General features: G+C 60.8%; 29 protein-coding genes and 3 pseudogenes. 17 read left to right on the top strand and 15 right to left on the bottom strand.

Annotation, left to right across the window (positions count from 1 at the left end; translation table 11 throughout):
- Position 1: 1 nt before the first annotated feature.
- From ACVWW1_RS02030 to ACVWW1_RS02020, 3 genes and pseudogenes are all read right to left on the bottom strand, one after another.
- Complete coding sequence (locus ACVWW1_RS02030) at positions 2-856, bottom strand: branched-chain amino acid ABC transporter permease (protein ID WP_456654662.1); 855 nt, start codon at positions 854-856, stop codon at positions 2-4.
- Between the two features lie 165 nt (positions 857-1,021).
- Positions 1,022-1,924, bottom strand: a complete 903-nt coding sequence (locus ACVWW1_RS02025; protein WP_456656596.1) for a branched-chain amino acid ABC transporter permease — start codon at positions 1,922-1,924, stop codon at positions 1,022-1,024.
- 95 nt (positions 1,925-2,019) lie between these two features.
- Positions 2,020-3,280: pseudogene (locus ACVWW1_RS02020) on the bottom strand (ABC transporter substrate-binding protein).
- A 169-nt stretch (positions 3,281-3,449) separates the two neighbouring features.
- On the opposite strand from ACVWW1_RS02020, the gene ACVWW1_RS02015 reads away from it, so the two are divergent.
- From ACVWW1_RS02015 to ACVWW1_RS01990, 6 genes and pseudogenes are all read left to right on the top strand, one after another.
- Positions 3,450-4,946, top strand: coding sequence for an AMP-binding protein (locus ACVWW1_RS02015; protein ID WP_456654661.1), 1,497 nt, complete (start codon positions 3,450-3,452; stop codon positions 4,944-4,946).
- Positions 4,943-5,581 (top strand): TetR/AcrR family transcriptional regulator, encoded by a 639-nt coding sequence (locus tag ACVWW1_RS02010; RefSeq protein ID WP_456654660.1) that lies wholly within the window; start codon positions 4,943-4,945, stop codon positions 5,579-5,581. Before ACVWW1_RS02015 ends, ACVWW1_RS02010 begins: the two co-directional genes overlap by 4 nt.
- Positions 5,578-5,829 (top strand): annotated as a pseudogene (locus ACVWW1_RS02005) (SDR family NAD(P)-dependent oxidoreductase); the annotation flags it as partial. The gene ACVWW1_RS02010 and the pseudogene ACVWW1_RS02005, both read left to right, overlap by 4 nt.
- A gap of 34 nt (positions 5,830-5,863) precedes the next feature.
- Positions 5,864-6,352, top strand: a complete 489-nt coding sequence (locus ACVWW1_RS02000; protein ID WP_456654659.1) for an SDR family NAD(P)-dependent oxidoreductase — start codon at positions 5,864-5,866, stop codon at positions 6,350-6,352.
- 9 nt (positions 6,353-6,361) lie between these two features.
- Entirely contained in the window at positions 6,362-8,284 is a 1,923-nt protein-coding gene (locus tag ACVWW1_RS01995; RefSeq protein WP_456654658.1) for a flavin-containing monooxygenase, read from the top strand.
- 504 nt (positions 8,285-8,788) lie between these two features.
- Positions 8,789-9,421, top strand: coding sequence for a DsbA family protein (locus tag ACVWW1_RS01990; RefSeq protein ID WP_456654657.1), 633 nt, complete (start codon positions 8,789-8,791; stop codon positions 9,419-9,421).
- Between the two features lie 39 nt (positions 9,422-9,460).
- Here the strand turns inward: ACVWW1_RS01990 and ACVWW1_RS01985 are convergent, their stop codons facing one another.
- Together ACVWW1_RS01985 and ACVWW1_RS01980 are read right to left on the bottom strand one after the other, a co-directional pair.
- A complete protein-coding gene (locus tag ACVWW1_RS01985; protein WP_456654656.1) occupies positions 9,461-10,471 on the bottom strand; it encodes a glutathione S-transferase N-terminal domain-containing protein in 1,011 nt (336 codons plus the stop codon).
- Positions 10,468-11,964: a M81 family metallopeptidase gene (locus ACVWW1_RS01980; RefSeq protein WP_456654655.1), complete on the bottom strand. Its 1,497-nt coding sequence runs from the start codon at positions 11,962-11,964 to the stop codon at positions 10,468-10,470. Before ACVWW1_RS01980 ends, ACVWW1_RS01985 begins: the two co-directional genes overlap by 4 nt.
- A 188-nt stretch (positions 11,965-12,152) precedes the next feature.
- On the opposite strand from ACVWW1_RS01980, the gene ACVWW1_RS01975 reads away from it, so the two are divergent.
- The 4 genes from ACVWW1_RS01975 to ACVWW1_RS01960 all read left to right on the top strand — a co-directional run bounded on the left by ACVWW1_RS01975 (position 12,153) and on the right by ACVWW1_RS01960 (position 15,132).
- Entirely contained in the window at positions 12,153-12,947 is a 795-nt protein-coding gene (locus ACVWW1_RS01975) for a class II aldolase/adducin family protein (RefSeq protein WP_176530000.1), read from the top strand.
- A gap of 112 nt (positions 12,948-13,059) precedes the next feature.
- A complete protein-coding gene (locus ACVWW1_RS01970; RefSeq protein ID WP_456654654.1) occupies positions 13,060-13,893 on the top strand; it encodes a GAF domain-containing protein in 834 nt (277 codons plus the stop codon).
- Complete coding sequence (locus tag ACVWW1_RS01965) at positions 13,859-13,999, top strand: hypothetical protein (RefSeq protein ID WP_456654653.1); 141 nt, start codon at positions 13,859-13,861, stop codon at positions 13,997-13,999. The genes ACVWW1_RS01970 and ACVWW1_RS01965 overlap by 35 nt, the downstream gene beginning before the upstream one ends.
- Positions 14,000-14,484: 485 nt before the next feature.
- Positions 14,485-15,132 (top strand): thermonuclease family protein, encoded by a 648-nt coding sequence (locus tag ACVWW1_RS01960; protein ID WP_456654652.1) that lies wholly within the window; start codon positions 14,485-14,487, stop codon positions 15,130-15,132.
- A gap of 16 nt (positions 15,133-15,148) precedes the next feature.
- Here ACVWW1_RS01960 and ACVWW1_RS01955 read toward each other — a convergent pair.
- Both ACVWW1_RS01955 and ACVWW1_RS01950 read right to left on the bottom strand, forming a co-directional pair.
- Positions 15,149-15,505, bottom strand: a pseudogene (locus ACVWW1_RS01955) (IS110 family transposase); the annotation flags it as partial.
- A 586-nt stretch (positions 15,506-16,091) separates the two neighbouring features.
- A complete protein-coding gene (locus ACVWW1_RS01950) occupies positions 16,092-16,361 on the bottom strand; it encodes a hypothetical protein (protein WP_456654651.1) in 270 nt (89 codons plus the stop codon).
- Positions 16,362-16,593: 232 nt separating this feature from the next.
- On the opposite strand from ACVWW1_RS01950, the gene ACVWW1_RS01945 reads away from it, so the two are divergent.
- Positions 16,594-16,758 carry a hypothetical protein gene (locus ACVWW1_RS01945; RefSeq protein ID WP_456654650.1) on the top strand — a complete coding sequence of 55 codons (165 nt, stop codon included), beginning with the start codon at positions 16,594-16,596 and terminating at the stop codon, positions 16,756-16,758.
- A 23-nt stretch (positions 16,759-16,781) separates the two neighbouring features.
- Positions 16,782-16,946 (top strand): hypothetical protein, encoded by a 165-nt coding sequence (locus ACVWW1_RS01940; protein WP_456654649.1) that lies wholly within the window; start codon positions 16,782-16,784, stop codon positions 16,944-16,946.
- An 8-nt stretch (positions 16,947-16,954) separates the two neighbouring features.
- Here ACVWW1_RS01940 and ACVWW1_RS01935 read toward each other — a convergent pair whose 3' ends face one another.
- The gene (locus ACVWW1_RS01935) at positions 16,955-17,104 is read right to left on the bottom strand and encodes a zinc finger domain-containing protein (protein WP_456654648.1); all 150 of its coding nucleotides are present in this window, start codon (positions 17,102-17,104) and stop codon (positions 16,955-16,957) included.
- 1,066 nt (positions 17,105-18,170) lie between these two features.
- On the opposite strand from ACVWW1_RS01935, the gene ACVWW1_RS01930 reads away from it, so the two are divergent.
- Both ACVWW1_RS01930 and ACVWW1_RS01925 read left to right on the top strand, forming a co-directional pair.
- A complete protein-coding gene (locus tag ACVWW1_RS01930) occupies positions 18,171-18,836 on the top strand; it encodes a helix-turn-helix domain-containing protein (RefSeq protein WP_456654647.1) in 666 nt (221 codons plus the stop codon).
- Between the two features lie 56 nt (positions 18,837-18,892).
- Complete coding sequence (locus tag ACVWW1_RS01925) at positions 18,893-19,351, top strand: hypothetical protein (protein ID WP_456654646.1); 459 nt, start codon at positions 18,893-18,895, stop codon at positions 19,349-19,351.
- Positions 19,352-19,452: 101 nt separating this feature from the next.
- Here the strand turns inward: ACVWW1_RS01925 and ACVWW1_RS01920 are convergent, their stop codons facing one another.
- Positions 19,453-19,617: a hypothetical protein gene (locus ACVWW1_RS01920; RefSeq protein WP_456654645.1), complete on the bottom strand. Its 165-nt coding sequence runs from the start codon at positions 19,615-19,617 to the stop codon at positions 19,453-19,455.
- A gap of 363 nt (positions 19,618-19,980) precedes the next feature.
- Between ACVWW1_RS01920 and ACVWW1_RS01915 the strand changes: the two genes are divergently transcribed.
- Complete coding sequence (locus tag ACVWW1_RS01915) at positions 19,981-20,211, top strand: hypothetical protein (protein ID WP_456654644.1); 231 nt, start codon at positions 19,981-19,983, stop codon at positions 20,209-20,211.
- Between the two features lie 246 nt (positions 20,212-20,457).
- Here the strand turns inward: ACVWW1_RS01915 and ACVWW1_RS01910 are convergent, their stop codons facing one another.
- On the bottom strand, positions 20,458-21,315 hold the full coding sequence (locus tag ACVWW1_RS01910) for a RelA/SpoT domain-containing protein (RefSeq protein WP_456654643.1): 858 nt from the start codon (positions 21,313-21,315) through the stop codon (positions 20,458-20,460).
- Between the two features lie 366 nt (positions 21,316-21,681).
- Here ACVWW1_RS01910 and ACVWW1_RS01905 point away from each other — a divergent pair, with 366 nt between their 5' ends.
- The gene (locus tag ACVWW1_RS01905) at positions 21,682-22,005 is read left to right on the top strand and encodes a hypothetical protein (protein ID WP_456654642.1); all 324 of its coding nucleotides are present in this window, start codon (positions 21,682-21,684) and stop codon (positions 22,003-22,005) included.
- A gap of 42 nt (positions 22,006-22,047) precedes the next feature.
- On the opposite strand, the gene ACVWW1_RS01900 is transcribed toward ACVWW1_RS01905, so the two are convergent.
- Complete coding sequence (locus tag ACVWW1_RS01900) at positions 22,048-22,236, bottom strand: hypothetical protein (protein WP_456654641.1); 189 nt, start codon at positions 22,234-22,236, stop codon at positions 22,048-22,050.
- 254 nt (positions 22,237-22,490) lie between these two features.
- Here ACVWW1_RS01900 and ACVWW1_RS01895 point away from each other — a divergent pair, with 254 nt between their 5' ends.
- Entirely contained in the window at positions 22,491-22,823 is a 333-nt protein-coding gene (locus ACVWW1_RS01895) for a hypothetical protein (protein WP_456654640.1), read from the top strand.
- 703 nt (positions 22,824-23,526) lie between these two features.
- Here ACVWW1_RS01895 and ACVWW1_RS01890 read toward each other — a convergent pair.
- The 4 genes from ACVWW1_RS01890 to ACVWW1_RS01875 all read right to left on the bottom strand — a co-directional run bounded on the left by ACVWW1_RS01890 (position 23,527) and on the right by ACVWW1_RS01875 (position 25,551).
- Positions 23,527-23,724 carry a hypothetical protein gene (locus tag ACVWW1_RS01890; RefSeq protein ID WP_456654639.1) on the bottom strand — a complete coding sequence of 66 codons (198 nt, stop codon included), beginning with the start codon at positions 23,722-23,724 and terminating at the stop codon, positions 23,527-23,529.
- Between the two features lie 438 nt (positions 23,725-24,162).
- The gene (locus ACVWW1_RS01885) at positions 24,163-24,360 is read right to left on the bottom strand and encodes a DUF6894 family protein (protein WP_456654638.1); all 198 of its coding nucleotides are present in this window, start codon (positions 24,358-24,360) and stop codon (positions 24,163-24,165) included.
- A gap of 234 nt (positions 24,361-24,594) precedes the next feature.
- Positions 24,595-24,999 (bottom strand): hypothetical protein, encoded by a 405-nt coding sequence (locus ACVWW1_RS01880; RefSeq protein WP_456654637.1) that lies wholly within the window; start codon positions 24,997-24,999, stop codon positions 24,595-24,597.
- Positions 25,000-25,389: 390 nt separating this feature from the next.
- Entirely contained in the window at positions 25,390-25,551 is a 162-nt protein-coding gene (locus ACVWW1_RS01875; RefSeq protein WP_456654636.1) for a hypothetical protein, read from the bottom strand.
- Positions 25,552-25,931 lie beyond the last annotated feature (380 nt).

Raw genomic sequence — 25,931 nt, 5'->3', positions numbered from 1 at the left:
GCTAACCGCGCTCCTGGCCGCGACGTTGCGCGAACCATTCGACGACAAAGTCCATCAGCCCTTTCCGCAGGCCGATGGCAAAGAACAGGATCACGACGCCGAGCACGATGCCATGATACTCGGTCAGGCGGGTGACGGTGTCGTTGAGGATCAACAGCAGCACTGTCCCGACCATCGGCCCGAGGAAGGTCGTCACGCCGCCCAGCATGTTGATGAAGATGCCCTCGCCGGAGATCGTCCAGTAGGCGAATTCGGGATAAGCGCCGGAGACGAACAACGCCATGATGATGCCGCCGGTCGCAGCGAACAGCGCCGCCAGTACGAAGATTGTCAGCTTCGCGCGCCAGACGTCGATCCCAATGAAGCTTGCACGCGTGGCGTTGTCGCGGATCATGCGCAGCGTGTAGCCGAACGGCGACTGCGCGATCTGGCGCATCAGGAACAGCCCGATCACCAGCAGCGCGCAGCTCGTGATGTAGAGATGCAGATGGTTCGAAAGGTCGATGCCGAGGAACGGCGGCCGCGGAATGCCGCCGCGCAGGCCCTGGTCGCCGCCGGTTAGCGATTGCCACGACAGGATCGTCGAGTGGATCAGCATCTGGAATGCCAGCGTCACGAAGGCAAAATAGATCTCCTTCAATCGCACGCAGATCGCGCCGATGACGACAGCGACGACGAAGGTCATCGCCAGCGTGGCGACGAAGGCCACCGGGATCGACACGCCGGTCTTCTGCATCATGAGGCCGAAGCCATATGCCCCGAGGCCGAAGAACATGCCGTGCCCGAACGAGATCAGGCCGGTGTAACCGACCAAGAGGTTGAGCGACGTCGCGAATAGACCGTACGCTGCGCGCACAGCGGATCACGAAGTCGAGCAGCTGCTTGCTGCCGAAAAGCACCGGCAGCAGCGCGAGCAGGACAAAAGCTGCAAGCGCAACCAGCATATCGCGATAGCGTTGCGGTCTGGCGTCGACCCGTGGCACCTCGAGCGGCTGTGCGCCCTGCCCGGCCTGCAACTCGGTCATGCCACCTCCTTGCCGAACAGGCCGGTCGGACGCGACACCAGTACAATCACCATGAAGAGGTACATCAGCCCCTCGGTGAACAGCGGGAAACCGAGCGATCCGAAGGAACGGATCAGGCCGATCAGGAGCGCGCCGATCAGCGCACCCAGGATCGAACCCATGCCACCGATCACGGTGACGATGAAGGACTCGATCAGCACCGAGAAACCCATGCCCGGCGTCAGCGAGCGCACCGGCGCGGCAAGCGCTCCGGCCAGCCCCGCCAGCATGCCGCCGAGCGCGAACACGCCGCCATAGATCAGCCCCGTGTTGATACCGAGCGCCGACACCATCCCGGGATTGTGCGCGGCTGCCCGGATCACCTTGCCGACCCTGGAGCGCGCCAGTCCTAACCCGAGAACCACCGCGGCGACGAGCGCCACCCCGATCAGCAGCAGATAATATGGCGGCACCACGCCGCCGGCGATGAACAATGGCGGCACCTGGAACGCTGCCGGCATACCCATCGACCTGAACTCAGGCCCCCAGATCATGCGAACGACATCGTCGAAGATCAGCACGAAGGCATAGCAGACCAAAAGCTGCATCAGCACGTCGCGGCCGTAGACCCGGCTCATGAAAGCGCGTTCGAAGATCAGACCGAGGAGCGCGGTGCCGACGGCGCCGCTTAGGATCGCCAGCGCGAAGCTGCCGGTGAGCTGGTAGGCCGTCATCGCGAAATAGGCGCCGAACATATAGAAGGCGCCGTGGCTGAAATTGACCACCTTGAGCACGCCGAAGATCAGGGTCAGCCCGACGGCGACGAGGAACAGCAGCATGCCGATGATCAGGCCGCTGGTGGTCTGCGTCACCAGACAGGCAGGACTGGTGAGGCAACTGGCGAGCGCGTCGAGGTCCACGAGAATCATCCATTACGGCGGGCCGCAACGCCGGCGCGCGACAAACATCAGATGCAAGGCGGAGACAGCACGCGGCCTCCGCCCCCGCATGCGGATCAGGTGTAGCCCTTGCTCTTCTTCCACTCGGCTTCGAGCTCGAAGATGGTCTTCCAGTCACCGGCCTTCATATCGAGCACATAAGGCTCCTGAGGGATCGTTGTGCCCCAACCGATCGCGTAGCCGACCAGCGTGTGGTCGTCGGCGCGCATGGTCACGGTGCCGTCGGCACCGAACGGGCATTTGATGGTGAGCCCGGTGAGCGCCTCCGCGACCTTCTTGCCGTCGGTCGAGTTCGCCTTCTTGACGGCCTCGTTGAGGAACATGAGCGCCGTCGCGTTCTGCCAGGACCAGTTGGTCGGGTACTCGTTGTACTTCGCCTTGTAGGCATCGGCCCCAGGCTGCATTCTCCGGCGTCGGCGGGAATGTCTTGATGTAACGGTCGCCGGAGTGGATACCCTTGGGCAGGTTCTTCACCACCGTAAGCGCGGTGTAGTCGGCCATGTTGACTGCAAACACCTCCATCTGCGTGAACATCGCGTAGATGTTGGCCTGGTCGATGTACGAGGTGAGATCGCCGCCCCAGAGACAGGAGTAGAGCGCCTGTGGTTTGGCCTGCAGGATCTTGGTCACCACCTCGGTGTAATCGGGCTGGAACAGTTTTGGCCAGGACTCGCTGATGATCTCGACATCGGGCGCGAACTTCTTCAGGTACAGCACGAATTCGCCGGTGGTGTCGCGGCCATAGGCGTAGTCGGGCGAACAGGTCGCCCATTTCTTCAGGCCCTTGGCCTTGGCGATCCCGGCCGCGTAGCCGGCGCCGACGATCGAGTCATGAATGCCCTGCCGGACGCAGCGGAAGGCGTTCGGGATGTGCTGCTTGGGATCGGCGGTCAGCGACGACGCTTCCGAGCAGGTGTGGATGCAAAGCACGCCGAGATCGCGCGCCACCTCGTGAACCGCGAACGATCCCGATGATGCCTCGCCATCGAGCAGCATCTCGCAGCCATCGGTGTTGACGAGCTCGCGCGCGATACGCGCGGCTTCCTGCGGCTGTCCCTTGGAGTCGCGGATCACCATCTCGATCTGCCGCCCGGCGAGGCCGCCGGCGGCATTGACCTTCTCGACTTCCAACATCACCGCGTTGCGCGAGGACGTGCCGAGTTGCGCGACGCGGCCTGACAGAATGGTCGGCATGCCGATCTTGATGGTCTTGGCCTGTGCGCGCGCCACCCATGGCGCAGCAAAGCTCACCGCACCGGCGCCCATCAGCGCAAGCGTCGAGCGGCGACTGACGCCCGGTTTCCGGGTCCTCGTCATATTCCCCTCCCTGTCGGGTTCGCGTTCCCAAATCCCTGTCGGAGATCGTTTCGTCTCCATGGCCACGATGTTTTCAGAGCAAGGGGGGTGACGTCAAGCCAAAGATGAATTACGACTCATAATTCATCTAGGGAGAAAACGGCGCCGGAATCGGCCCGACGGACGGCAAATGATCAATCTTTCCAGCTTCATCGCATTTCATGCCAGGCGGACTCCGGACCGCTGTGCGCTGAAATATCGCGGCGAGGACGTCTCCTACGCAGATTTTGATCTGCGGATTCGGCAGGTCGGCAGCTGGCTCGCGACCCGCGGGATCGCGCCCGGCGACGTCGTTGCCGTCCTGATGAAGAACAGCACGGCCTTTCTCGAACTGGTGTTCGCGACCAGCCATATCGGCGCGGTGTTCCTGCCGATCAATTATCGCCTGTCGGCCGCTGAGGTCGGCTATATCGTCGGCAATTCCGCCGCGCGCCTGCTCGTCGCCGACGAGGAATTTGCTGCGATAGCAACCGGTGGCGCGCCGGTCGTGCTGCTGGGTGAAGTCGCGCAGTCCAGCGTCACCAATCTTGCGCCGGACATTGCGCCGTCGCCGATCCATGTGCGCCAGCCACGCGACCTGATGCGGTTGATGTACACCTCGGGCACGACGGATCGCCCCAAGGGGGTGATGCTCACTTACGAGAACATCTATTGGAAATCCGCCGACCAGGCCGTGGTGCTCGGGCTGAACGCCGACACGCGGCTGCTCGTCGTTGGCCCGCTCTATCATGTCGGCGCGCTCGACCTGCCCGGCATCGCGGTGCTTTGGCACGGCGGCATGCTGTGCATTCACCGCACCTTCGAGCCTGAACCGGCGCTGGCCGCCATCGAGCGCGAGAAGCTCAACGCGGCGTGGTTTGCACCGGTCATGACCACGGCGCTCCTCACCTGCCCAAACCGCGAGCGCTACGACGTCTCCAGCCTGCAATGGGCGATCGGCGGCGGCGAGAAGACGCCGGAGGTCCGCATCCGCGCCTTCTCTGACTATTTCAAGAACGCGCGCTACATCGATGCCTACGGCCTCACCGAAAGCTGCGGCGGCGATACCTTCATGGACGCCGGCCGCGAGATCGAGAAGATCGGCTCGACCGGCCGCGCCATCGCCCATGTCGAGATCGAGATCCGCGACGATGCCGGCAAGCGCCTGCCCGCCGGCCAGAACGGCGAGATCTGCCTGCGCGGCCCGAAGGTCACGCAGGGCTACTGGAAGGATCCTGAGAAGACCGCATCCGCCTTCTTCGGCGACTGGTTCCGCACCGGCGACGTCGGCTATCTCGACGACGACGGCTTCCTCTATCTGACCGATCGCAAGAAGGACATGATCATCTCCGGCGGCGAGAACATCGCTTCCTCCGAGGTCGAGCGCGTCATCTACGAAATCCCCGGGGTACGCGAGGTCGCCGTGATCGGCCTGCCCGACGACCGCTGGGGCGAGAAGCCGGTCGCCATCGTGGTGCTGGCCGACGACGCTAGGCTCGACCTGGCTGATCTCACTGACTACTGCCGTGCGCGGCTCGCTGGCTTCAAGGTGCCGCGGCAGTTGATCATCCGCGACAGCCTGCCGCGCAATCCATCCGGCAAGGTGCTCAAACGCGTGCTCCGCGCTGAACTCGAGGCGACCGCATGACGCAAGCCACATCCGCCAAAGTGACAAAACTCAACCGGGTCGAGCGCAACGCCTGGACCAAGCAGAAGATATTCGACGCTGCGACCAAGGTCGTCGGCAAATACGGCTATGCCGAAGCCTCCGTTGCGCGGATCACGGAAGCTGCCGGCGTCGCGCAGGGCACCTTCTATAATCATTTCGAGAACCGCCAGGAACTGCTCGACCAGCTGCTGCCGAAGATCGGCCTCGACATGGTCCGCTTCATCCATGCGCGCACCGGCACAGCCAACGAAGCACGGCAGGAAGTCGAGCGCTTCAGCGCCTTTTTCGATTTCATCCGCGAGGTGCCCGAGTTTCTCCGCATCCTCAACGAGGCCGAGTTCTTCGCGCCGATCGGCTACCAAAAGCATTTCGACAATATTTCGAGCGCCTACGTCCGGATCCTCCAGCGCGCGCGGGCCGCGGGCGCGACCAACACCTTCAGCGACGAGGAATTCGAGGCCATTGTCCAGGTCTTGATGGGCGCACGCGGCTATCTCAGCCGGCGCTATTCGTATTCCGAGCAAGGCGTTACCGCCGTGCCTGACTATGTGATCACGGCTTACCAGAAGCTGGTCACGCATGGCCTGTTCAACAGCGAAGGGAAGAAACGATGAGCGCTGACGGCACCATCCTCGTCACCGGAGGCAGCCGCGGCATTGGCGCGGCGACCGCGACGCTTCTTGCCGATCAGGGGCATCGCGTCGTCATCGTCGACATCGCACCTGAGCCGCTGGTCGGAACAGCCGCCATCCTCTGGCCGGCGCCATTCGACGTCGCGAGCGAAAGCGCCGTCGTCACCGGCGTCGCCGATATCGAGAAAGCGCACGGCCCGATCACCGGCCTCGTCAACGCGGCCGGCGTGTTCGGCAAGATGCACACGATCGAGGCGGGTGCGAATGGAGCAATGGGACCGCGAGGTCAATATCGACCTGCGCGGCACCTTCCTGGTCGCGCGCAGCGTCGGCGTCGGCATGGCGAAGCGGCGGCACGGCGTGATCGTCAACGTCGCCTCGGTGGCCGGCATGACGTCGGGTCCGATCCACGCCTATACCGCGGCGAAGGCCGGCGTCATCCAGATCACGCAGACGCTCGCCGCCGAATGGGGCCGTTCCGGCGTGCGCGTCAACGCGGTGTCGCCCGGCTTCACCCGCACGGTGGCGCTCGAGGCCGGCATCGCGTCGGGCGCCCTGAACAAGGAGCTGCTGGCCCGCCCGACCGCGATGAACCGGCTGGTCGAGCCGATCGAAGTGGCGCAGGCGATCGCCTGGCTGCTGTCGCCGCAGAGCAGCGGCGTGACCGGCATCAACCTGCCGGTCGACGCCGGCTACATCGTGGGCACCACCTGGGCCGCCTATGGTGGTCTGCCCGACACACCGGCGAGCTGAGGACAACGCATGAATATCGAGCTTCCGCGCCATCACCTCGATCTGTCCTCCGCCATCGCCGAGGGCGACATCCGCGTGCTGCTGATGGTGCTGGTGCACATGACCGGCGACGAGAAGTGGCTGGAGCCGCCGTACAAGCCAAAGCGCGACGTCCGCCTGATCCCTGATCCGGACGCCGGCGTGCCGAAGGAGATCCAGGACGAGATCCGTGCCGCGGTTCTGAATCTGTTTGCGAACGGCACGCCGAGACCCGTCATCACCGATCCCGGCGACGAGCTGATGCTGCGGATGATGCGCACGACGCTGGGCGAGAACGTCGCGCCGGAATACGCGCCTCTGATGCGCGAGGAGATGGGATTCGTTCCCCGCGAGGCCCGTTGGCGCGATCGCCCTTCCGACGAACGACTGGCGCAGCAGCATGTGCTGATCGTCGGCGCCGGTGTCTGCGCGATCGCGCTTGGCGTTGCGCTCGGGCGGCTCGACATTCCCTATACCATCGTCGAGAAGCAGGACGAGATCGGCGGCACCTGGTACGTCAACCGCTACCCCGGCTGCGGCGTCGATACGCCGAACCACTCCTATTCCTTCTCGTTCGGCGCCCGCAATCCGTGGACCCGCTATTTCGCGCAGCGCCAGGAACTGCTCGACTACCTGCTCAAGGTCGTGCGCGAATACGGCATCCGCCAGCACGTCCGCCTCTCGACCGAGCTCGTCGCTTCGCGCTGGGACGAAGGCAAGTGCCGCTGGATCTCGACGTTGAAGACGGCGAGCGGTGAAGAGACGTTCGAATCCACTGCGCTGGTCAGCGCGATCGGCCAGCTCAATGATCCCTCGCCTGCCTCTTTCAAGGGAGACGAGAAATTCACTGGCCTCAAAATTCATTCGGCGCTGTGGTCCGACGATATCAAACTCGACGGCAAGCATGTCGCCGTCATCGGTACCGGCGCGACCGCGATGCAACTGGTGCCGTCGATCGCTGACCGCGTCGCCTCGGTCACCGTCTACCAGCGCACCGCGCAGTGGGCACGGCCGGTGAAGGGCTATTCCGACCCGATCACCGAAGGTGCGCAGTGGCTGCTCGCCCATCTGCCGTTTTATGTGCAGTGGTACCGCTTCAACATGTTCTGGCGTTACGGCGACGGATTGTTGCCGTTCCTCCGCAAGGATCCGGCGTGGCCGCATCCGGACCGCGCCGTCAACAAGGGCAACGACCGGCATCGCCAGGAGCTGGCCGACTTCATCCTCTCCGAGCTGAAGGACCGGCCTGATTTGATCGAGAAGTGCATGCCGACCTATCCGCCTTACGGCAAGCGCATCCTGCTCGACAACAACTGGTTCAAGACGCTCACCAGGCCGAATGTCGAGCTGGTCACCGACACGATCGACCATTTCGCTGCAGACGGAATCGTCACAGCCGACGGCAAATCCCGGCGGCACGACGTCATCGTGATCTCGACCGGCTTCAAGGTCTCCGAGATGGCGGCGCGTCTCAACATCACCGGCCGCGACGGCAAGAACCTCAAGCAGGCGTGGCGCGACGACAATCCGACCGCGTATCTCGGTCTCACCGTACCTGACTTCCCCAATTTGTTTCTGATGCTCGGCCCCAACTCGGGTCCCGCGCATGGCGGCAGCGTGATCTTCCAGTCGGAATGCCAGAGCCGCTACATCTCCGCCTGCCTCGTCGAGATGATCGAGAACGATATCGCCGCGATCGACGTGCATCCCGACGCGCATGACGAATACATCCGCAATGTCGATGCCGAGCATGAGCAGCTGATCTGGACGCATCCGGGCATGACGACCTACTACCGCAACAGAAGCGGCCGGGTATTCTCGGCAATGCCGTGGCGGTTCGTCGACTATTGGAAAATGACGCACGATCCGGACTTCACCCGGTATCGAACGACCATGTCGCGACAGGAAACCTGACCTGAAATACCGCACTCGTTAACTTGACAGCAGGCCATATCTGCCGCAGCATTTCGTTAACTGCACCTGTTGGGGTGTGGGAGCGCCTGCTCCCCGCGTCGCAGGAATTGACGGACGATTTTGGAATCGGCCGCCAGGCAGAGAAGCGGACAGAGGTCCGTCGGCCCACCCTTGGAGAGGAGCATGACGCCACCGGCGAAAGCCAGCGACCTTGCTCAGCGGCAAGGTCTCGGTGCACGTTGAGGCGAACAGCAGCTGCTAGCCGCGTGCGCCGCCGACAATCTGAACATATCCGCAGGACGAGAGCGCAAAGGCCAAGCGCTTTTAGGTCCCGAAACACCACTGGTCTACACCAGAGATCCTTCGCTAAAACGAAGTAGCAGGGCCCCGCGATGCTTGAATGCACCGGGGCCCATTCGTTTGCGCGCCATCTCTCCTCGTCGCACCGCATTGCGTCACCGCGCGGGATCGGGAACAATTGTCCCGACTCGGTGAGGAACGCTGATGGAAAAACCGCTTGTACGCATCTACACCGACTACAAGTCTCCGTACGCTTATGTCGCCAACAAGGAGCGGCTGTTCGAGCTCGAGGAGACCTTGGGCGTGGAGCTGGAATGGCTGCCCTACACGCTTCGCATTCCCGAATTCATGGGCACAGTCGAGGAACGCACTCCGCATTTCTGGCGCAAGGTGCGCTATTCCTACATGGATGCGCGGCGGTTCGCGAATGCGCAGGGGCTCGTCATGAAGGGCCCGCGCCGGATCTACGAGGCATTCCATGCCAGCGCCGGAATGCTGTTCGCGCAGCGCCACGGGCTGTTCCGGCCTTATCATGACACGGTGTTCCGGAGGTTCTGGAACCATGAACTGGAGATTGACGAGCTGTCGGAGATTGCCGGCGTGATCGCCGCGATCGGCGGTTCCACTGACGCGTTCGAGACCTACGTTCGCGGCCCTGCCCGCGCGGAACACGATCGCATCATCGACGAGGCCGAAGCGCTCGGCGTGTTCGGGGTGCCCAGCATGGTGTTCAACGGCGAGCTGTTCTGGGGTGGCGACCGCATCGACATGCTGATCGAGCGGATCAGGCATCCGGAATCGGTCGCGGTCGCGCTCGGGACCAGGCACCGGACCTAAGCTCTCGCCGTTCTAAATCTGGTTGCCGTCCCTGATCGATCAGCCTCCATTCAGGATCGCCCAGCATCCCGTGCGTTCCAGCACGGGCTTCAACGCCGCGCGATCTCCGGCATCGAGTGCTGCAAATTTCTCGCGCAGCTGCTGCAGGCACTTGACCTGATATTTGAACGGCGCCAGCGCGTAAGGCAGTCCCCAGACGTTGATCTCAAGGTGCGCGAGGCCTTCGGCGAATGCATCCGCGTTAGCGGCAAGGAACGGCAGATAGAGCTCGCCCGCGATCCGCAGCAGCGCTTCAGCGAATCCGCCGAGCGCCTGCTCGCGCGGATACCAGTTGCCCTCGACACCTGAGGCATCGTCGAGCCGCCGCACCCAGTGATCGGTGAACGGCGCGCGCTCGCGCATGATCCGCATCGGGGTCGGATCAGTCGCCATCTCGCTGAGCTGGCCGAACCAGGCGAAATCCGCCAGTGACGGCCGGCTGCCGAACAGGTAGTTCGCCATGCCGACATGCGGCTCGAACGCCGCAAGCGTCCGGCGATAGCTCTCCTCCAGCAGCGGCCGGTTCTCGTCGGTGGCGCCGAGAATGACCATGCGCGAAATCTGCCGCTGCCGGAATTCCTCGATCTCCGCGCGGCTGCCGGCCGCAGCTTCCGACGTCGACCATTCCTCGCCGGCCCAGCGCGAGACGTAGACCTGATCCTCGGGGTCCCACCAGCGATAGAGAAACAGGGGCTTCACGGCCCATTCATCGGCTAGGTCCTCGAGCAGATCGCAGATGAAGGCTGTAGCCTTGTCCTCCGGGATCACCGAACGCCCCTGGTGACGCGCTTCCAGATCGTAGGCCAGCGTCGTGGTCTCGCCGCGATAGCTGCCGTCGGGATATTGCAGCACCGGAATCAGCATCGGCTTCAGATGCGCGGTCGCCGCGCGCAACGCTTTGGTCATGATGACCCAGTCGTGCGGAATCCGCCGGTAGCGCATCAGCGCGCGCAACTTGATCGCATAGGGCGATGCGGTCGAACCGATCAGGCGGTAGCGGCCTTCCGTCATGACGCCCCCGCCGAAAACGCCGGATTGCCGTATGGATAGAACTGCGCAAGATCGACGTTCTTGTAGGGCAGCTTGTCCAGCTGCGTCGTGCCAAGGAAAGGCTCGTCAGGCTCGACCAGCAGGATCGTCTTGGCAAAGCCGTTGTCGTCGAAGCCGCGCCGAAAGTGCACCCGCGACTTGATCGCCATGACCTCGAATCCACCGATGTCAGGCACCAGCGCCTTCAGCGAGAACGGCTCCATGATCTGCACCAGATAGGTGGAGAGGATCAGCACATTGTTGCGGCCGAAGCGCACGCAGACCCAGAACTGCCCGTACCCCTCGGCCGCCGCCGAGATCGTGCCCTGAATGCGAGCCGGATCGCCCGCCGACTCGTCAGCGCGGCCACCGATCTCCATGTCGAAGGCATCGCCGGCCTTGGCGCCGGCCGCCTTCAGGCTCGCCGTTGCGTTGGCGTCGGCAATGGTCGCGATCACCGTGTTGGCGAGGTCCTGCGCGATGATCTCGCGCAGCAGCCAGGTCGCCGATCCCGACCGGTCGCTGTGATCGGCTAGCACCACGGGCGTGTTGCCATCGGCGACGGCCTGCTTGGCCAACGCGACGCCCTCGGTGATGCTGTGCAGCCTGGTCGATTGCAGAAGCGCTTCGCGTAGCCGCCAGATCGTGCCGGCGAGATCGCGCGCGACCTGCTCGGCGAGTTTTGGGTTGTCGTTGGTCAGGACCTGCACCGTCATGCCGACATCGGGAACATCGGCGAACGGGAAGCCAAAGAAGATGTTGACGTAGACGTCGACCTCGCGGGCCTCCCACACCAGCGCGCGCTGCACGAGCTCCATCCACGGACGCGCGCCGGTCCATTGCAGCACGGTGGGCGAGATCACGGGGACCTTGATGGTCTTGTGCGCCGGTCTGTAGTCACCGCGGATCGCCCGCACCAGCATGCGCGCCGCCCGTTCGCCCTGCAGATGCGCGTCATAGTGCGGGAAGTATTTAACGGCGAACGCCATGTCGGCCTGCTCGAGGAACGCCTCGTCCTCATTGCCATGAGGGTCGAAGGTCGCGGCGATGAAGGCGGAACGGCCGACCACCTCGCGGACCTGCCGCGCCAGATCAGCCTCGGGCCGCGGCACGCCGTGCACGGCCATGGCGCCGTGTAGGCACAGATAGACGCCGTCGAACGGTCCCTCTTCCTTAAGCCCGGCAATCATCTTGCTTGTGAAGGTCCGGTAAGCTTCCTGGGTGATCCAGCCCGATCCGGTGTAGGTCTTCGGCCAGAGCGGGGATTCGATGCCGACCAGTTGGACCTCGGAGAACTCGCGCGCCACCTGCACGAAGCCACCCATGTAGTTCTTGGGATCGAACTGCAGCAGCGCCTCACCCCTGGCCGGCGAGCCCGGATAGATGAAGTCGCCGAGCGTGGTCTCGTTCGGTAGGAACGAGACAGTTTCGTGGGAGAAATGCAGGACGGCAATACGAATCTTGCGTTCGCTCATTTTGTGCGCCTCGGCTATTTTTTCGTATCCTGACATCGAACCCGCGGTGCGCCAATGCCGCATTCGGTTTTTGCCCGCCAGACCTGCAAATAAGCAGACGCGGCGCGGCTTGCCGCCGTGCCGATTCTGCTATGGTCCACGCCAACAATCGGGCCCCGGCCCCGCAGATGTCTCAAGGAGAGAACGCCATGAATCCCCCCGTCAGCTCGCCCGCGATCAAGGTCGTGAAATCCGTTCGCGAACAGGTGAGCGCCGAGGAGTGGCAGGCCCGTGTCGATCTCGCCGCCTGCTATCGGCTGACGGCGATGTACGGCATGACCGAGATGATCGCGAACCACATCTCCTGCCGCGTGCCCGGGACCACCGACCAGTTCCTGATCAATGCCTATGGCATGCTGTATGAGGAGATCGACGCCTCCAGCCTGATCAAGGTCGATGTCGAGGGCAACACGCTGCTCAACGCCACCGACTATGATGTCAATGTCGCGGGCTTCGTCATTCACAGCGCCATCCACATGGCCAAGCACGACATGGACTGCGTCGCGCACACCCATACGCCGGCCGGCATGGCCGTCTCCGCGATGGAATGCGGCCTGCTGCCGCTGGCGCAGACCTCGATGCGCTTCCTGCACATCGCCTATCACGACTTCGAAGGCATCGCCGACAATGTCGACGAGCGCGAGCGGCTGGTCCGCGACCTCGGCGACAACGAAGCGATGATCCTGCGCAACCATGGCCTCTTGGTCGTCGGGCGCACCGTGCCCGCCGCCTTCAACGTGCTGTTCCGGCTCGAGCGCGCCTGCCAGACCCAGGTGATGGCGCTGTCCTGCAACACCAAGCTGACCTATCCGCCGCAAAACATCCTCGAAGATACCTATGAGCGGATGCTGCCCAAGCCCGGCCGCGCCGCGCGCAACGGCGAACTCGCCTGGCCGGCGCTGCTCCGCAAGCTCGATCGCGCCGATCCGTCGTACCGGGACTGAGACGAAATCGCGCCTTCGCATCAACTTTGGGCGTCGCTTGCCCGCTATTTGAGCGCACGCTTTGCCGCGACATCGCCGATGCTAGCCGTCGGCGAGACGGCAGGTGCGTGCGATGAAAACCTTCATTCGCGTTGTTGAGCTCTGGGTGCCCGATCCGACACGGACGCGGCTGGAATTCGGCGGCAGCCTGCACAGCTCCGAGTTCGCCGAGTTCAACGCGGTCAGCGAGAACGCGCTGTTCGCTTATGGCGAGGGCCTTCCGGGCAAAGCCTGGGCGAGCGGACATCCGGTCATCCTGACCGAATTCGCCAACTCCTATTTCAAGCGAACCGACGAGGCGCGCGAAGCCGGACTGACCTGCGGCGTTGCGCTTCCGGTGTTCGCCGGCGAATTCCTGATGGCGGTGATGGTGCTGCTCTGCGGTGACGACAGGAAGCATGTCGGCGCGATCGAGCTTTGGCACAACGATCCCGACAAGTCCCACGAGATGGCGCTGGTCGACGGTTACTACGGCACCGCCGACATGTTCGAGTTCAACTCGCGTCATACCAAATTCCCGCGCGGCTTCGGCCTGCCCGGCCGGACCTGGAAGGCCGGCATGCCGCTGATCATCAAGGATCTGCACAATTCCAAGGGATTCCTGCGCTGGGAGGACGCATCCGAGATCGGCATCAATTGTGGTGTCGGCATCCCCTACACGACCGGCGACCAGACCTGGGTGGTGACATTCCTCTCGGCCCAGGCGACGCCGATCGCACGCCGGTTTGAGATCTGGGTGCCGAACGAAGAGCGGTCGGCACTGGTGTTTCACTCCGGCGACTGCAGCGATCAGTCCGATCTCGCCACGCTCTATGCGGCCAAGACGATCGGTCGCGGTGAAGGCTCTATCGGCGGCGCATGGGCCAGCCGGCATGCCCGTGCTCACCGAACATCTGAAGCAGGATGAATCGATCGCAGCTACCCTGGCGCGTGGCTCCGGCATGAACCAGGTGGTCGCGCTGCCGGTGATCGATAACGCCCGGCTCAAGGCGGTGCTGGCGTGGTATTTGTAATGGTCGTGTTTGCAATTGCCGGTCCCCAACATTCGTCATCCGGCGAAAGCCGGGATCCATACTCCGCAGCTTGTGAGCACTCGTTGTTTCAACGTCGCACAACGATCGGCAATTGTGGTTATGGGTCCAGGCCTTCGCCGGGACGACACCGAATATGTGGCTTGGCCGGTAAGTCATGCTTTCGCATTCTCGCCACATGAATCGCCCGTTTCGCCCTCTCCGTTCGCAGAGGGTGCAAGGGAAAGCCGGATGCCGATTGCACCCATGGGTCGGGTGCAATGGGCAGAAAGCTCGGGGGTAGGACCACAGGTGTAACCGGAAACTCCGGCTTTCCCTGCGCGATGGGTTCGCAGATGGCAAAAAGCTGAGTCAAATCAATAGGGTCTGGCCGGTGTGTCGCCCGTTGTGTCCCGATCCGCTGTCCGGAAAATATTTTGCATCCCTACGCCTTCAGGGCATGGCGCCGGGTCTAGCCATCGACGACCATGCCGTCCCCCAGAACCAAGCCCCTCAACGATCCGCGTCACACCGCGACCCACGAGGCCGGGCATGCGGTGATCGGCCGGGTACTGACCTTGCTGTGCGGTGGTGCCATCATCGCCGCCGACCACGAGGCCGGGGAAGCCGGGCACGCGATCACCGAGGACTCGGAATTGCAGGAGAGTATGATGTTGAAGAAATTATGGACCGTCGCCGCGCTTCTCATTTTCGGTTTAACAAATCATTTGAATGCCGAACCGATCACATCCGATAAAATCAGGGTTCTGGATGGCGATACGATCCGGGTATTCAATAAGAGACCAGACGTTCGGCTAGTCGGATTCAATGCCCCCGAAACACGGCGAGCCCAGTGTGACGCTGAACGCGAATTGGGCGATAAAGCCACGCGCCGGGTTCGCGATCTAGTTCGAGATGAGTCTCTGGATTTCACCGCCGTGCCCTGCTCGTGCAAGGCTGGCACCGAAGGCAAATGGTTCTGCAACCATGGTCGCTCCTGCAGGACGCTCAAGGCTGGCGGTCGAGACGTAGGTGTTATCCTGATCGAGGAAGGGCTGGCGGTGCCTTTCAAATGTTACGCAACATCATGTCCCAAGACACCTAAGCCGTGGTGTCGGTCGAGCCGCAAATCCTAACCTGCGTGCGCAGACCCGCCGCTTGTTGCTGTTTGCTCTTCACGGCCACGAACCGCATGCTCGGCCGTTGCGCTGCTTCGCAAATCGCCTCAGCATCGATCGCGTCGTTCTTCTGCCGCTTCACGAACGGCTTTACATAGGCGGGCGGGATCAGCCGAACTTCATGGCCAAGCTGGGTGAGCTGACGGGCCCAGTGATGCGCTCCACCACAAGCCTCCAGCGCTACCGTGCAACTCGGCTGGGCTGCGAAGAAATCCAGCAGCTTTCTGCGGCTGATCCGCTTGCAGAATATCGCGCGCCCGCGCTCGTCCGCTCCACGAGCGTGGAAAACATGCTTGGCGATATCGAGACCGACTGTGATAACCTCTGACACGGACGCCTCCCTTAAGTGGTGCTCAACACCTCCACTTTGGCACATTGATGCCGTCGGCGGGGCGTCCACCCCATCATAAATCGGGGACGTCGGCTTCCGAGAGTAGAGCGGACACACGGGCCTACGGCAGGGATGTCGCCTTGTGACCCATTAGCTGACCAACGAACTCGCACGTGACCAAACGACGAAGAAAAACCCCGCCGAAGCGGGGTCTTAATGCGATCGATCTGGTAAAATGCTAGCCTTTAGCCATGCACTCTTTGACATACGCCCGCTTCTTCGACAGATGAAGCCCCTGCGCAGAAGCTTCCTTCTTGCAAGCCTTCTGTCTCATTAGCCACTGGGGATTTTTCTGTCGCTCTTCCTGCAAGTGCCGGTGTAGTGACGGCTACTGCGAGCGCTACTCCGGCTGTGATTACGGCAATGTATTTCATAAAATCTCCAAAGGTGTGAAGCAACAAGGATCATGTTAGGTACGCTGCTCACGAAGGCAATGCAGGGGACGCTCAAAATATCATCAAAGCAGTTCGTTGTTTGAACAAGGAGGAGGCGGTGTGACGCAGCACTATGCAACGATGCGGTGCCTTCAATGCCACCAGCGCTGCTGGAGCTTCTTGAGCAACTGCCGCAAGTCGTCAATATACTCCTCGATGTTGGCCCGCGCCTCGTCCATCTGCCACACCCGACGCTTGCGCTCTGGCTTGGGCGCAGGCTTCGTTTTCGGCGGAGGAGGTGGTGGTGGTGGTTCGTCGTCGCGCGTCATATGTAAATCATCTCGCGACGAGATGAGGGGCCGTTGATGTGAATCAACAAGGAAAAGATTGAAGATGCGGATGGTTGTTGCTGCGCCGCTCACTACACGGGAGGGCCGCCCGGTCCGTATTGGCGAGGCCTGTGAATAGCCGGGCGCGTGGGCAATCGAGCTACCACGCGGATCGTCGGGGCGGCCGATGCTGAGATGCGGATGGCGGCGTCATGTGGAAGCGGCGCTGTCCTATAATTCATGCCGCGCTTAGCAATAGGCCTTGCGTCGCGTCCGCAATGGGAGGCTAGTGCTGGTATCAGCGCGCCACGCTATGGAGAGCGCCATGCAAAACTACATAAACCACGAAAACATCAGGCGGTATCAGAAACTCATCGGGGTCAGCGAAAGTAACCTGTGTCGCAACGAAGCGCGTCATGAAACGTTGTTGCGACTGCTCGCCGAAGAAAGAGCTAAGGACGTTGGGCCGGACGGCTCGACGGGAGAATGACACATGGGTGCGTGGAGTTCTCCATGGCGGACTTCATCTTCGAGGCGAACATCGCCCACTACACAAAGCTTCTGACCACAGAAACCGACGTCGGAAAGATAGCTATGATCCACAAGTTGATCTTGGAGGAGCGCGCCAAGCTAGCCGAGTGGCACGCCAAAAACCCAAGACCAAAAGCGGCAGAGTAAATGCCGCTTCAGTTATCTTCTGTGATCTTGCCCTTGCCGCCGCAAGTCTTGCACTTGACCGGATAGATTTTGTGACCGGGCTTCGCCGACTGCATTACGGCCGGGAAGCCCGTTCCATTGCAGTGCGGGCAGATACGCTCTTTGATCTTCGTCTGCATATTGAGCCTTTCTGGCCCCTCAGTGTTGGACCACTAATTGTCAGGCGCGATCACCGGCGGCAGCGGCTGCGTGGGCAGGATATCAGTATCAGTCTGATGCCCTCGCCACAGGGCAAGAACAAACACCAAGACGCCTGCGGTTATGATGATCGCCACACGCATGCGAACAGCTTGGACCCTCCGGCCAATACGCACAATTTGACAGAAGTCGAAGACCGCCTCAGTGAGCTTTAAGCGTAGGCTATTGCTCGCAGGCCCCGCTTTGACTCTAATCAATAGCCCGGAGGCCAAAGCGTACTTGCCTTGAAGTTACTTGCGCGAGCGGGGCTGGGTTTTTCCTGGTCCCAATTTCAAATGCGCCAGCAGGGATCGCCAAGAATTCCAATACTCTTGGCGATCCCGACTTCGGGATGCTCAGACGTGTTTTTAGGCCAGAATGGGGTGTCGAAATGACGATGCATTCCTACAAGGACGTGGTGTATTCAGTCGTTCAGACCTGCTGTCCGACAGGCTGGAGATGGACCGTCCAGCTAATCCCCGGTCCTATCAGGACAGGAACGACATCCTCGAAAGAAAGTGCCTTGTTCAAGGCGCTTCGAGCTATCGATCATTCCCTCAGCCCGCCAACGCCGCGAAGACGTCCAACCACGCCCCGCCAAATATAGGATTTAGCATTTCATTGAGGGTCGGCATCTGGCCCCTGCGCTTTGAAGCCGCCAGAGTCGTAACGATTGATCGGATGTCGTCTTTTTGGGCCCATTGCACCCAAACGGCATGCAGCCTCACCAAAATTCTTCCTTTGGTTACGAGTTTGATCTCTGTCAACAGGAGCGGCTGCTGAGGGTCTAAACAGAGAATGCGTAGACCCCCTACGCATCCCCACCCTAAAGCCGTCAGCTTCCCCAAGGCTGACGGCTTTCTCTTGGCCGAAGCTCGCTCCAGATCGTCCCTGCGCGGAATATCGCGGCGCGCGCCTCACGACAACGCATCGCAACCCGGGTTGTGCTGGATCAAATTGGTTCACCCGGCAACGGCCTACCTTCGCTTGGTTAACGAGGAGGCTATTTTGCTGGTCAGAGTCAACGCACCGAACCGCTGTTCAGTTGACGGACACCTAGCCGTCCTTGCTGGCGAACGGGTCTTCTCCAGCCAGTTCAAGTATCCCAGAGGGGCTGAGGTTTTCGGCGAGCGAGAGGACGCTGAGTACGTCTATCAAATCATCTCAGGAGCCGTGCGGACTTATAAGCTGCTCCCAGACGGTCGCCGACAGATCAACTCATTCCACCTGGCCGGAGACAGGTTCGGGCTGGAGAATGGCACAATCCATCGCTTCACCGCAGAGGCGATCGTTGAAACAAACGTTCGCATAATGCGACGGCGCAGCCTTATCGATGCGATGACAAACGAAGGCGGGGGCGCAGCGAAACTGCTCAATCTGATCACCCGTAACCTTCAGCACGCAGAGAACCACATGCTTCTTCTGGGTCGAAAGAATGCGTTGGAGAAGGTGGCGGCGTTCCTGCTCGAGTTCGACGAACGGCTGCTTCATCCGGGCGAAATGACCTTGCCGATGAACCGTCGTGATGTCGCCGACTATCTTGGACTGGCCCTGGAAACTGTATCGCGTGCGCTATCAACGATGCGCGACAGAAAGATGCTTTGCTTCAATGCGGTGACAAACCGAAAAATCGTGCTGCTTGACCGAGAAGGTCTCGCAGAAATCGACACATGAATTTCAGGACGTCTGGGCCAGGGACAATGTTTCGGGGGCGCACAGGAGCAACCAGCATGCCGCTGGCAGCATATTTCTGGAAGGTTGGAGCAGTGTTGCTCGCACTGCTCTTTGTTGCGAATTATTGGCTGCCGAAGGCTCCGACCGTCGATCAGGCGGCTGCGGACCGGCCTGCGATACGTATCCATTCAGATCGCAAATGGCCCGAGCGTGTTGTCTTCGATACCCAATCGTTGGTGATCGTCGCGGCTGTGCCCGCGACGGAGGCGGCGACCGAGGTAGCAACTTCGTCGGATGTAGCCAAACAGCCCGTTACCGTCGCACACAGCCAGGTGATGGCGAATTCTTTCGCGATGCTGCCCAAACCGGATACACGCCCGGCTACGACCGTCGATCGCAAGCGACAACACAAGAAGTCGCATCTTGCGGCTCGACCGAGGCAAAGCGCCCAGTCGCAGATGCTTCTGGCAGCACGACAAGGGCAGTTCGGCTGGTTCGGCTTCAGAACCTGGTGATTGGCGTCCGGTCGGACGGCGTGGTGCGGATGTGCGACCGAAGTTTCCGCCGGGCTAATGCGCCAGACGGGGGTAGTCTTCCCCCTCAACGATCCCTCGTATTACTCCGCCGCGTCTGGCCTTGGGTTTTTGTCGTGCCACTCAGCCAGCTTCGCCTCCTCTTCGGCCAATAGCCTGCGCAGCATCGCGATCCTCAGCGCGTCCGTTTCGGTCGCCAAGAGCCCTTTGAAATGGGCGATATTCGCTGTGAAGATGAAGTCAGCCATGTCGCTCGAAAACCCCACACCACGGGAGCGAAGATGGAACTGTGCCACAACCGGAGATGTTACTGGCGAACATAGCGGCCCGTAGGACTACGGGCTTATGCACGCAAGGTAGCTTAGGTCCGACACGGTGAAACCTGACGGTCTAGATCGATTATCCAGCGGAATCGGAGACCAGCCCTTCACCGCAGCCATAGAGCCATTCCCATTCTTAGCATGGCCTAATGGCCACCCGCCCGGGCTAGCTAAGGGCGCTTTTAAATCGGGGACCGATCCATAATAGGGAACCAACCGCCGGACGTCGGCATATTAGGACCGGAACTGCAAAACACTACGGTCTAGGACCCGTATGCAGGAGCTGGTGGCATGCTGCACAAACGAGCCGTTCCCCAAACATTTGAAGATCGAAGCATCCAAGTGAATGAGTATCGGGCGTATACGGTCGGGCCAGATGGCCACATTACCGCCTCCCGCGCGTTCAAGTGCGCCGACGATAGCGAGGCCGTTGTTTGGGCTAAGCAGCTCATAGACGGCTACGATATTGAACTGTGGAGCGGCAAACGCTTCGTAATCCGACTTGAGCACGAAGAGAAGTAAGGCCGCCTCAGTTGGCGGCCTCTTTCAGTTTGAGGCGTCGGCAATTGGGCCCTTGGCGGACATTCGCCGAGACATCGTCTTTGTCTGCTTTTGAGGGCAACGCAAACCCCGCTACGTATCTTTCCCGAACGTAGTCGCCCGGATAGCCCGCCCAGCTGAAACCGGGCAGAAGAGAGACACATTTTATCCCCGAGACATTACTTGCATTCAGCCCGGCGGCCTTCATTGGCTGCCGGGTTTTTGTCTTCACCCCCAAAGCTGACCGCTCACTTGAACAGATTGAGTTGCCTCTGATCGGGTGATCTGGTCGGGCGCGGCCGCAGCGACAGGGTTTTGGTGGTCTCGTATCAGGCGAACAAATACCTCGGTGTCTAGGAAGTAATTTGGATAAGCCTTCCGCACGGCATCGAGCGAGTCCACCGATACCAGCACGGCCTCCGCTCCAGCGATATTTTTCAACTTGCGTTCGATCTCAAGGTATTTTTGGTTCGCGAGCGTGGACTCACCGAACTTGAACGTGGTGACTTGAATCGATCGCTGCGCCGGATTCATCTCCAGCAAGAAATAGTGATTATCGCTCCTGTCATGCTGAGGATTGGACAAAAACTTCATGGCGTGGCCATACGCTTGCAGCCGTTTAGCCAAATCGAGGCTGCGCACGTAGTCGCGCATCTCGGATACTAGGTCGCGATAGGAATTCGGCGTGCCGGGTACCGGTTGTGTGCCTTCCCTGAAAGCAAAAGCGCTGCTCGCCAACGCGAAGAACCGCAGCCAGTCCTTCTCGCCTTGGCTGGATTTTAACGCCTGCTGTTGGAGCGTGCCGACCGTCTCAACCGCCGTAGCCCATGCGTGCTGAAGCTGCGAACGAATTTGAATTTCAATCTTGAGGGTATTGTAGTCGGCCTTTCTGTCCGAGAAATATTTGTAGACCAGATGAACGCCTCGATACCCGGATAGCTTCGGTTGCGCGACATAATCGTCGTTTGCAGCAAGGGTGTGCTTGATCTCGCTCGCGGCGTAAGCTTCACACAGTTGCTTGATGGCCTTCGTCGAACGCATGATCGCACGACATCCGCCAATGTCCTGCATTTGCGAAAGCGTCATGGTCGGATATGGTTTGATCGCGGCGGGCTAGATCGAAGCGGCCCCAGCACCGGGGCTGAGCGGCTGGGGCCGTTGGGATTTCAGGCCCATGCATTTCGAGGTAACGGCCGCATAACGTCGCCCCACGGCCAATTCGTTCCCGGCGTGGACCCTGCCGGCGATCGGCTGCCGTTTACCGGGCCCGGTACACCGTTTCACCGGCGTTTTCCTTGGCCGGCCGCTGTGGAGAGGCCGGGACTATGATTTACGCCGCATCAGCGGACGTTTATCGCCGAAGCCGTTGGAAGTCCGCCCCTTGCAGACCTGCACTATGTCGCCGGAAGAGGCCGACCTCGTCAGGAGGGCTTATGACAGGCGCTGCACAAGTTGTGCGTCAAGGACCGCGACGATCCGCTCACGCAATTGATCGCCAAGATAATCATCAAGGTCGCGCAGACAGGAATACCCCTCGGAGATTTCGGCTCAAGCGATCAGCGAACTGGAAATTCGATAGGGCATCTTGATCCCTCGACGTTCGGAACCGCAACGTTTCTGTTCCGGGGGAGTTTGGCCTATGGGTTCGGGGCTTCGCAAAATGCGAGGCGCACTATGACAAATCTACCTGCGGGCGACGTATTTCTGACCGTCACCATCATGAGTGTCGTCTTCCTGACCGAAGTCGCCGTCTTCTCGTTAATCGGGTGGTTCTGAAAGGAGTGCGCGCTCCTGGCCACCCTCAGCCGATGCGAGAATTTAGTCCTTCTCCCGGACCGCCGGCATGATGGATGGGGACTGCTCCTCTAATTCGCGGAGCCGGTCGATTTGCATTTTGAGCCCCGGCGAGAGTTCCGTCTCTGGTTTCAGCGACGCTCGTAACCTCTCGCCGATCTCTCGAACAATGGCCCGGCTGTGGACGTAGTCGATGTCGATGCAGTTGCGCATAAAACGGCCTCCGGTCGTATGAATAACGCCACCGGCAAGGCCGACAGTACGGCTCTCCCCCCCGGAACCGATCGGGGCACGGCTAGCGATTGTGAATGAACTGGAGACCGCGCCGCTTTTGGCTATCTTGCGCGAGCGCGTGTTTTGGCAACAGCGGGTCTTTGGTAGCGACCTTTGGCTATCCGCGACATTGCGCTGGGTCGTTCACCAGCGAGCGGCGGTCTCATGGCTTCTAAAATCCTGGCGAGGGCTCTTTGTTCCTAATTCTGTTCGCAAACGAGGAACTTGGACGCGTTGATCCTGCAAAGGCCGGCACCGCCGGGCGATTGTCCATAGGAACACGCTCGCGCTCGGGAACCAATTCTGAATTTGTCCGGTTAATTCGTGGGGCTGATATGAGGGTCATCGCCATGAGGATCGAATATCTCGGTGCAATTGCGGTAGCTGTTTTTATCGCTGGTGCTGGATTGGCGGCGGTCCATTCCGTCGGCGCGCCGCTTGAAAAGCAGTCCACGCCGACCGCCGCTGAATTGGCGACCCGAATAGCCGCGTCCGTCGACGCGTTCTCGCCTCGGTCCGGCGGCTAATAGCCGCCCCACTCAAATGGGCCTAGACCTCTACCCGCATTCGTCCGGGATGGAAGTGCTGCTCGCACCGCAGCACAATCTCTGCATTCATGAAGTTCATATTTGCATTCGCCCGGCCGCCTGAATTGGCGGCCGGGTTTTTGCTTTGGCATAGAGCCTGAGGCCTTTTGCGTTGCATCAATGATAGGCCTGCCCGATCGAACTAGAAGATAGGCTGCATCCGAAACAGCCAGACTATTCAAGCGCTATGGGCTCAGGATCTAGCGCTCGGAGGAGGCTTGCATGCCCGTAAGCAGCCACGCAGATGATTTGCGTTCAGCCGTCCACTACGCGCTGGAAACGACCCACGCCATAGCAGTATGTCCTTTCCACCTGGATATAACGGTACGTGTCGGCGATGACGCGGCTGAGAACCACGCCTTTGCACGTGCCAGAAAACTCATCAAGTGCGATGGCACAACGTGGGAGGGAGAAGTTCTCCGGAAGGAATTCCGGCGCCAACTCGGCGAGGCCGCTGATCGGTATTGTCCTCACTGCGCTCTCTTGGGCGATCCGGAGCTTTAGACGGTATCATGGCTCATCCGAGCGCCGACTAGACTGACCACCTAATGCAATCGAAATAATGCCGACGAAGAAGCGATCGGCTCAGACACCGTTGTCAACCGTAGCGCACCATCAGGCTGTGGCCGCGCGGCAGCGCACGCTATTCCTTCATCCTGAGATCGCTCAGCTTCCGAATGTAGTAGCCTTGGCTCTGAACCGCCTGCCTGATCTCATCGCTCACCTTGATGACCCGCTTCCTGCTCTTGCGCCATTTTCCTGGGGCGCTGACGCCCGGGAGCGGAAATCCCTTTTTCACTACGAGCAGATCACGCCTGACGTTGAAATAGACTTCGACCATGTGGTGTCCCAAAAGCTTCAGAATATTCACCCAGAGCAAAGCGCGGCTCGTAGAAATGCAATCCGCTCTTTGGCGCCAGCCTGTGAATATCGAGGAAAAGTTCTGCGCTTGTCGCCTCGCCCTGACATTTTCTGTTTGGATGTTGTTCGTATGCCGCGCCCAACGACCAACGATTATCTGGATGAGTATGAGCGGGAGCTAGACGACATCGTCGCCGCCTGTGATGGCGATCCGCGCAGCGCTCTCAGGGCTCTCATGCTTGTTAACGAGCAGTTGGAGCAAATCCTAAACTGCTTAAACACGGAACTGGTCGAGCACGTATCGCGGCATCGACAACAGACGCTACACTAGTGGTCCGAAGGCAAGCACAAGTCATATCGCTTCGCCGGCGGCGCCGAAGTACCTCAATGAGGGGCGCCGCATCTTTTTTCTGGAATGCTAATGCAGAAAACGTCGAACGGCTTCCCGCCGCGTGACGACAACGCTCGTATTTCCTCCGAGGTGAGGGCGGACGCTGGCGATGTCCGCAGCAAGCCTCTGCGCCGCTCGAAATGCTCCCAGATCATTCTCGAATTTCAGCCCATGCTCGTCATCCACGTTGTGGCTGCCTTGCAGGGCGAAAAAAAATCGCGGCATTGCGCCACCGGCGCGTACGATCCTGCTTCTCACGCGGGTGTTGCATGTCGGAGAGCCGTGAAGAGAAGAGATGCTCAGTATGGTCGTATCTTCAAAGACTACGTCCTAGTCGGTCAAGACTAAGCGCCGGCATCAGAGGAATGCGAGGAATGGCCCGCCGATGCCGAGACTGTGGCTTGACAGCGCGAAGCAGGCTGATGTTGGCCGGTAACCAGCGCAGTCGACGCGAAATTCTCAGCGGGGTCGTTTCGGCAATTTTGGCAGTCTGCCAGGGTTGAATGGTGGTGTCGGCGCAGCCGGCGCTGGCGCGGTGGGCACGTCTTCACTCAGAATGAGCGTGCCCTCAAGCAGCACCCCCGGCATCTGATCCGCCGTTCCCGTGTAGGTGCCGATGTTCCCGGGGCATGTTCCCGCGAGCCGCAGGGTAAGATCATCCGCGCCAAAGACTGTGGCATGGCCTTCGGTGTGCCGCTTGAGCGTCACGATCGCGGTGAACCGATCGCCGGCGACCTCGCAGGAGCCGCTGTAGGACATGATGCTGTCGCGACCCCAGATTTTCCCATCCGCGACATGGGCGATCCCTGTGCCTTCGCCCAATGGGGTCTTGAACCACGCCGCATAAGTTCCGTCTTTGAGCATGGGAGAAACTGCTCCCTGATTTCAGTGAGCCCAATGATGAACGTTACGCACGTAAGATTGGTTAATCAGGAGCCGATGGATCGGCCGGTGTGCGCCGACATTTAATGGAACCTATGAGGGCCGGAACGAGGAAGCGCGCTTAGCGTTCATAGGCGGGGCCAGACAGGGTTCTTGTCCAATGAATGAAGCAACATTGTTCATGATGGGCGTAGCGGGTTTGGCACTATGGGCAGCTATCGTCGCGGTCCAAGACATGATGGCGGCATGGAAGCGAAAGCGGCTGCGGCTTCGCCGTTGGGATAGCTGACATAACCTTTTGAGAGCCCGACCTAGAAGTCGGGCCCCATGGTCTGTATGAACATCATTGATGGGTCGATGAACGGTCAAGGGTCAGGCGACCAGCCGCAATGCGGTCTCTGCTGGCTTGGCGATAATCCGCCGCAACTCAGCCGCGACGCCATCAAGCACAGCGCGCTTCTGCTGCATGCGCTTCGACTGGTTATAGACGGTGGTCGTCACCCGGTTGACGCTCTCGCCGTCGCCCTTGGTCACGGCATGGTCGAGGCACTTGGCAATCGCGGCCTCGGAGAAGCCAAGCTCGCCGGCCAGCGTCGCTGGCGGTGCGCCGCAGATCGTGCGGCGTAAACGACTTCAAGCCGAGCAATTCGCACAGCCCAGGCGTCTTGGACTTGTCCGGATGCTTCTCGTGCTTGGTGGCGCGCAGGGCGGTCGCGAGCGTGGCGCGGTGGATTTATTATGTCACAGGCGGTTCATTGCCAGGTCATGCGGTCCGGAACCCCGGCTTCGCAATTTCACGACGGAAGCCGAAATCCGTTCAATCGCAATCGCTTACATGCTCGCGCAAGTTGTAGCCAAGGTGTCGGCGCGTCCAAATCACGTCCGTAGGCGCCCGCAGCACCCGCAGCGTTTCC

Source organism: Bradyrhizobium sp. JR3.5 (assembly GCF_054057015.1).
This window is presented reverse-complemented; position numbering and strand designations above follow the sequence as displayed.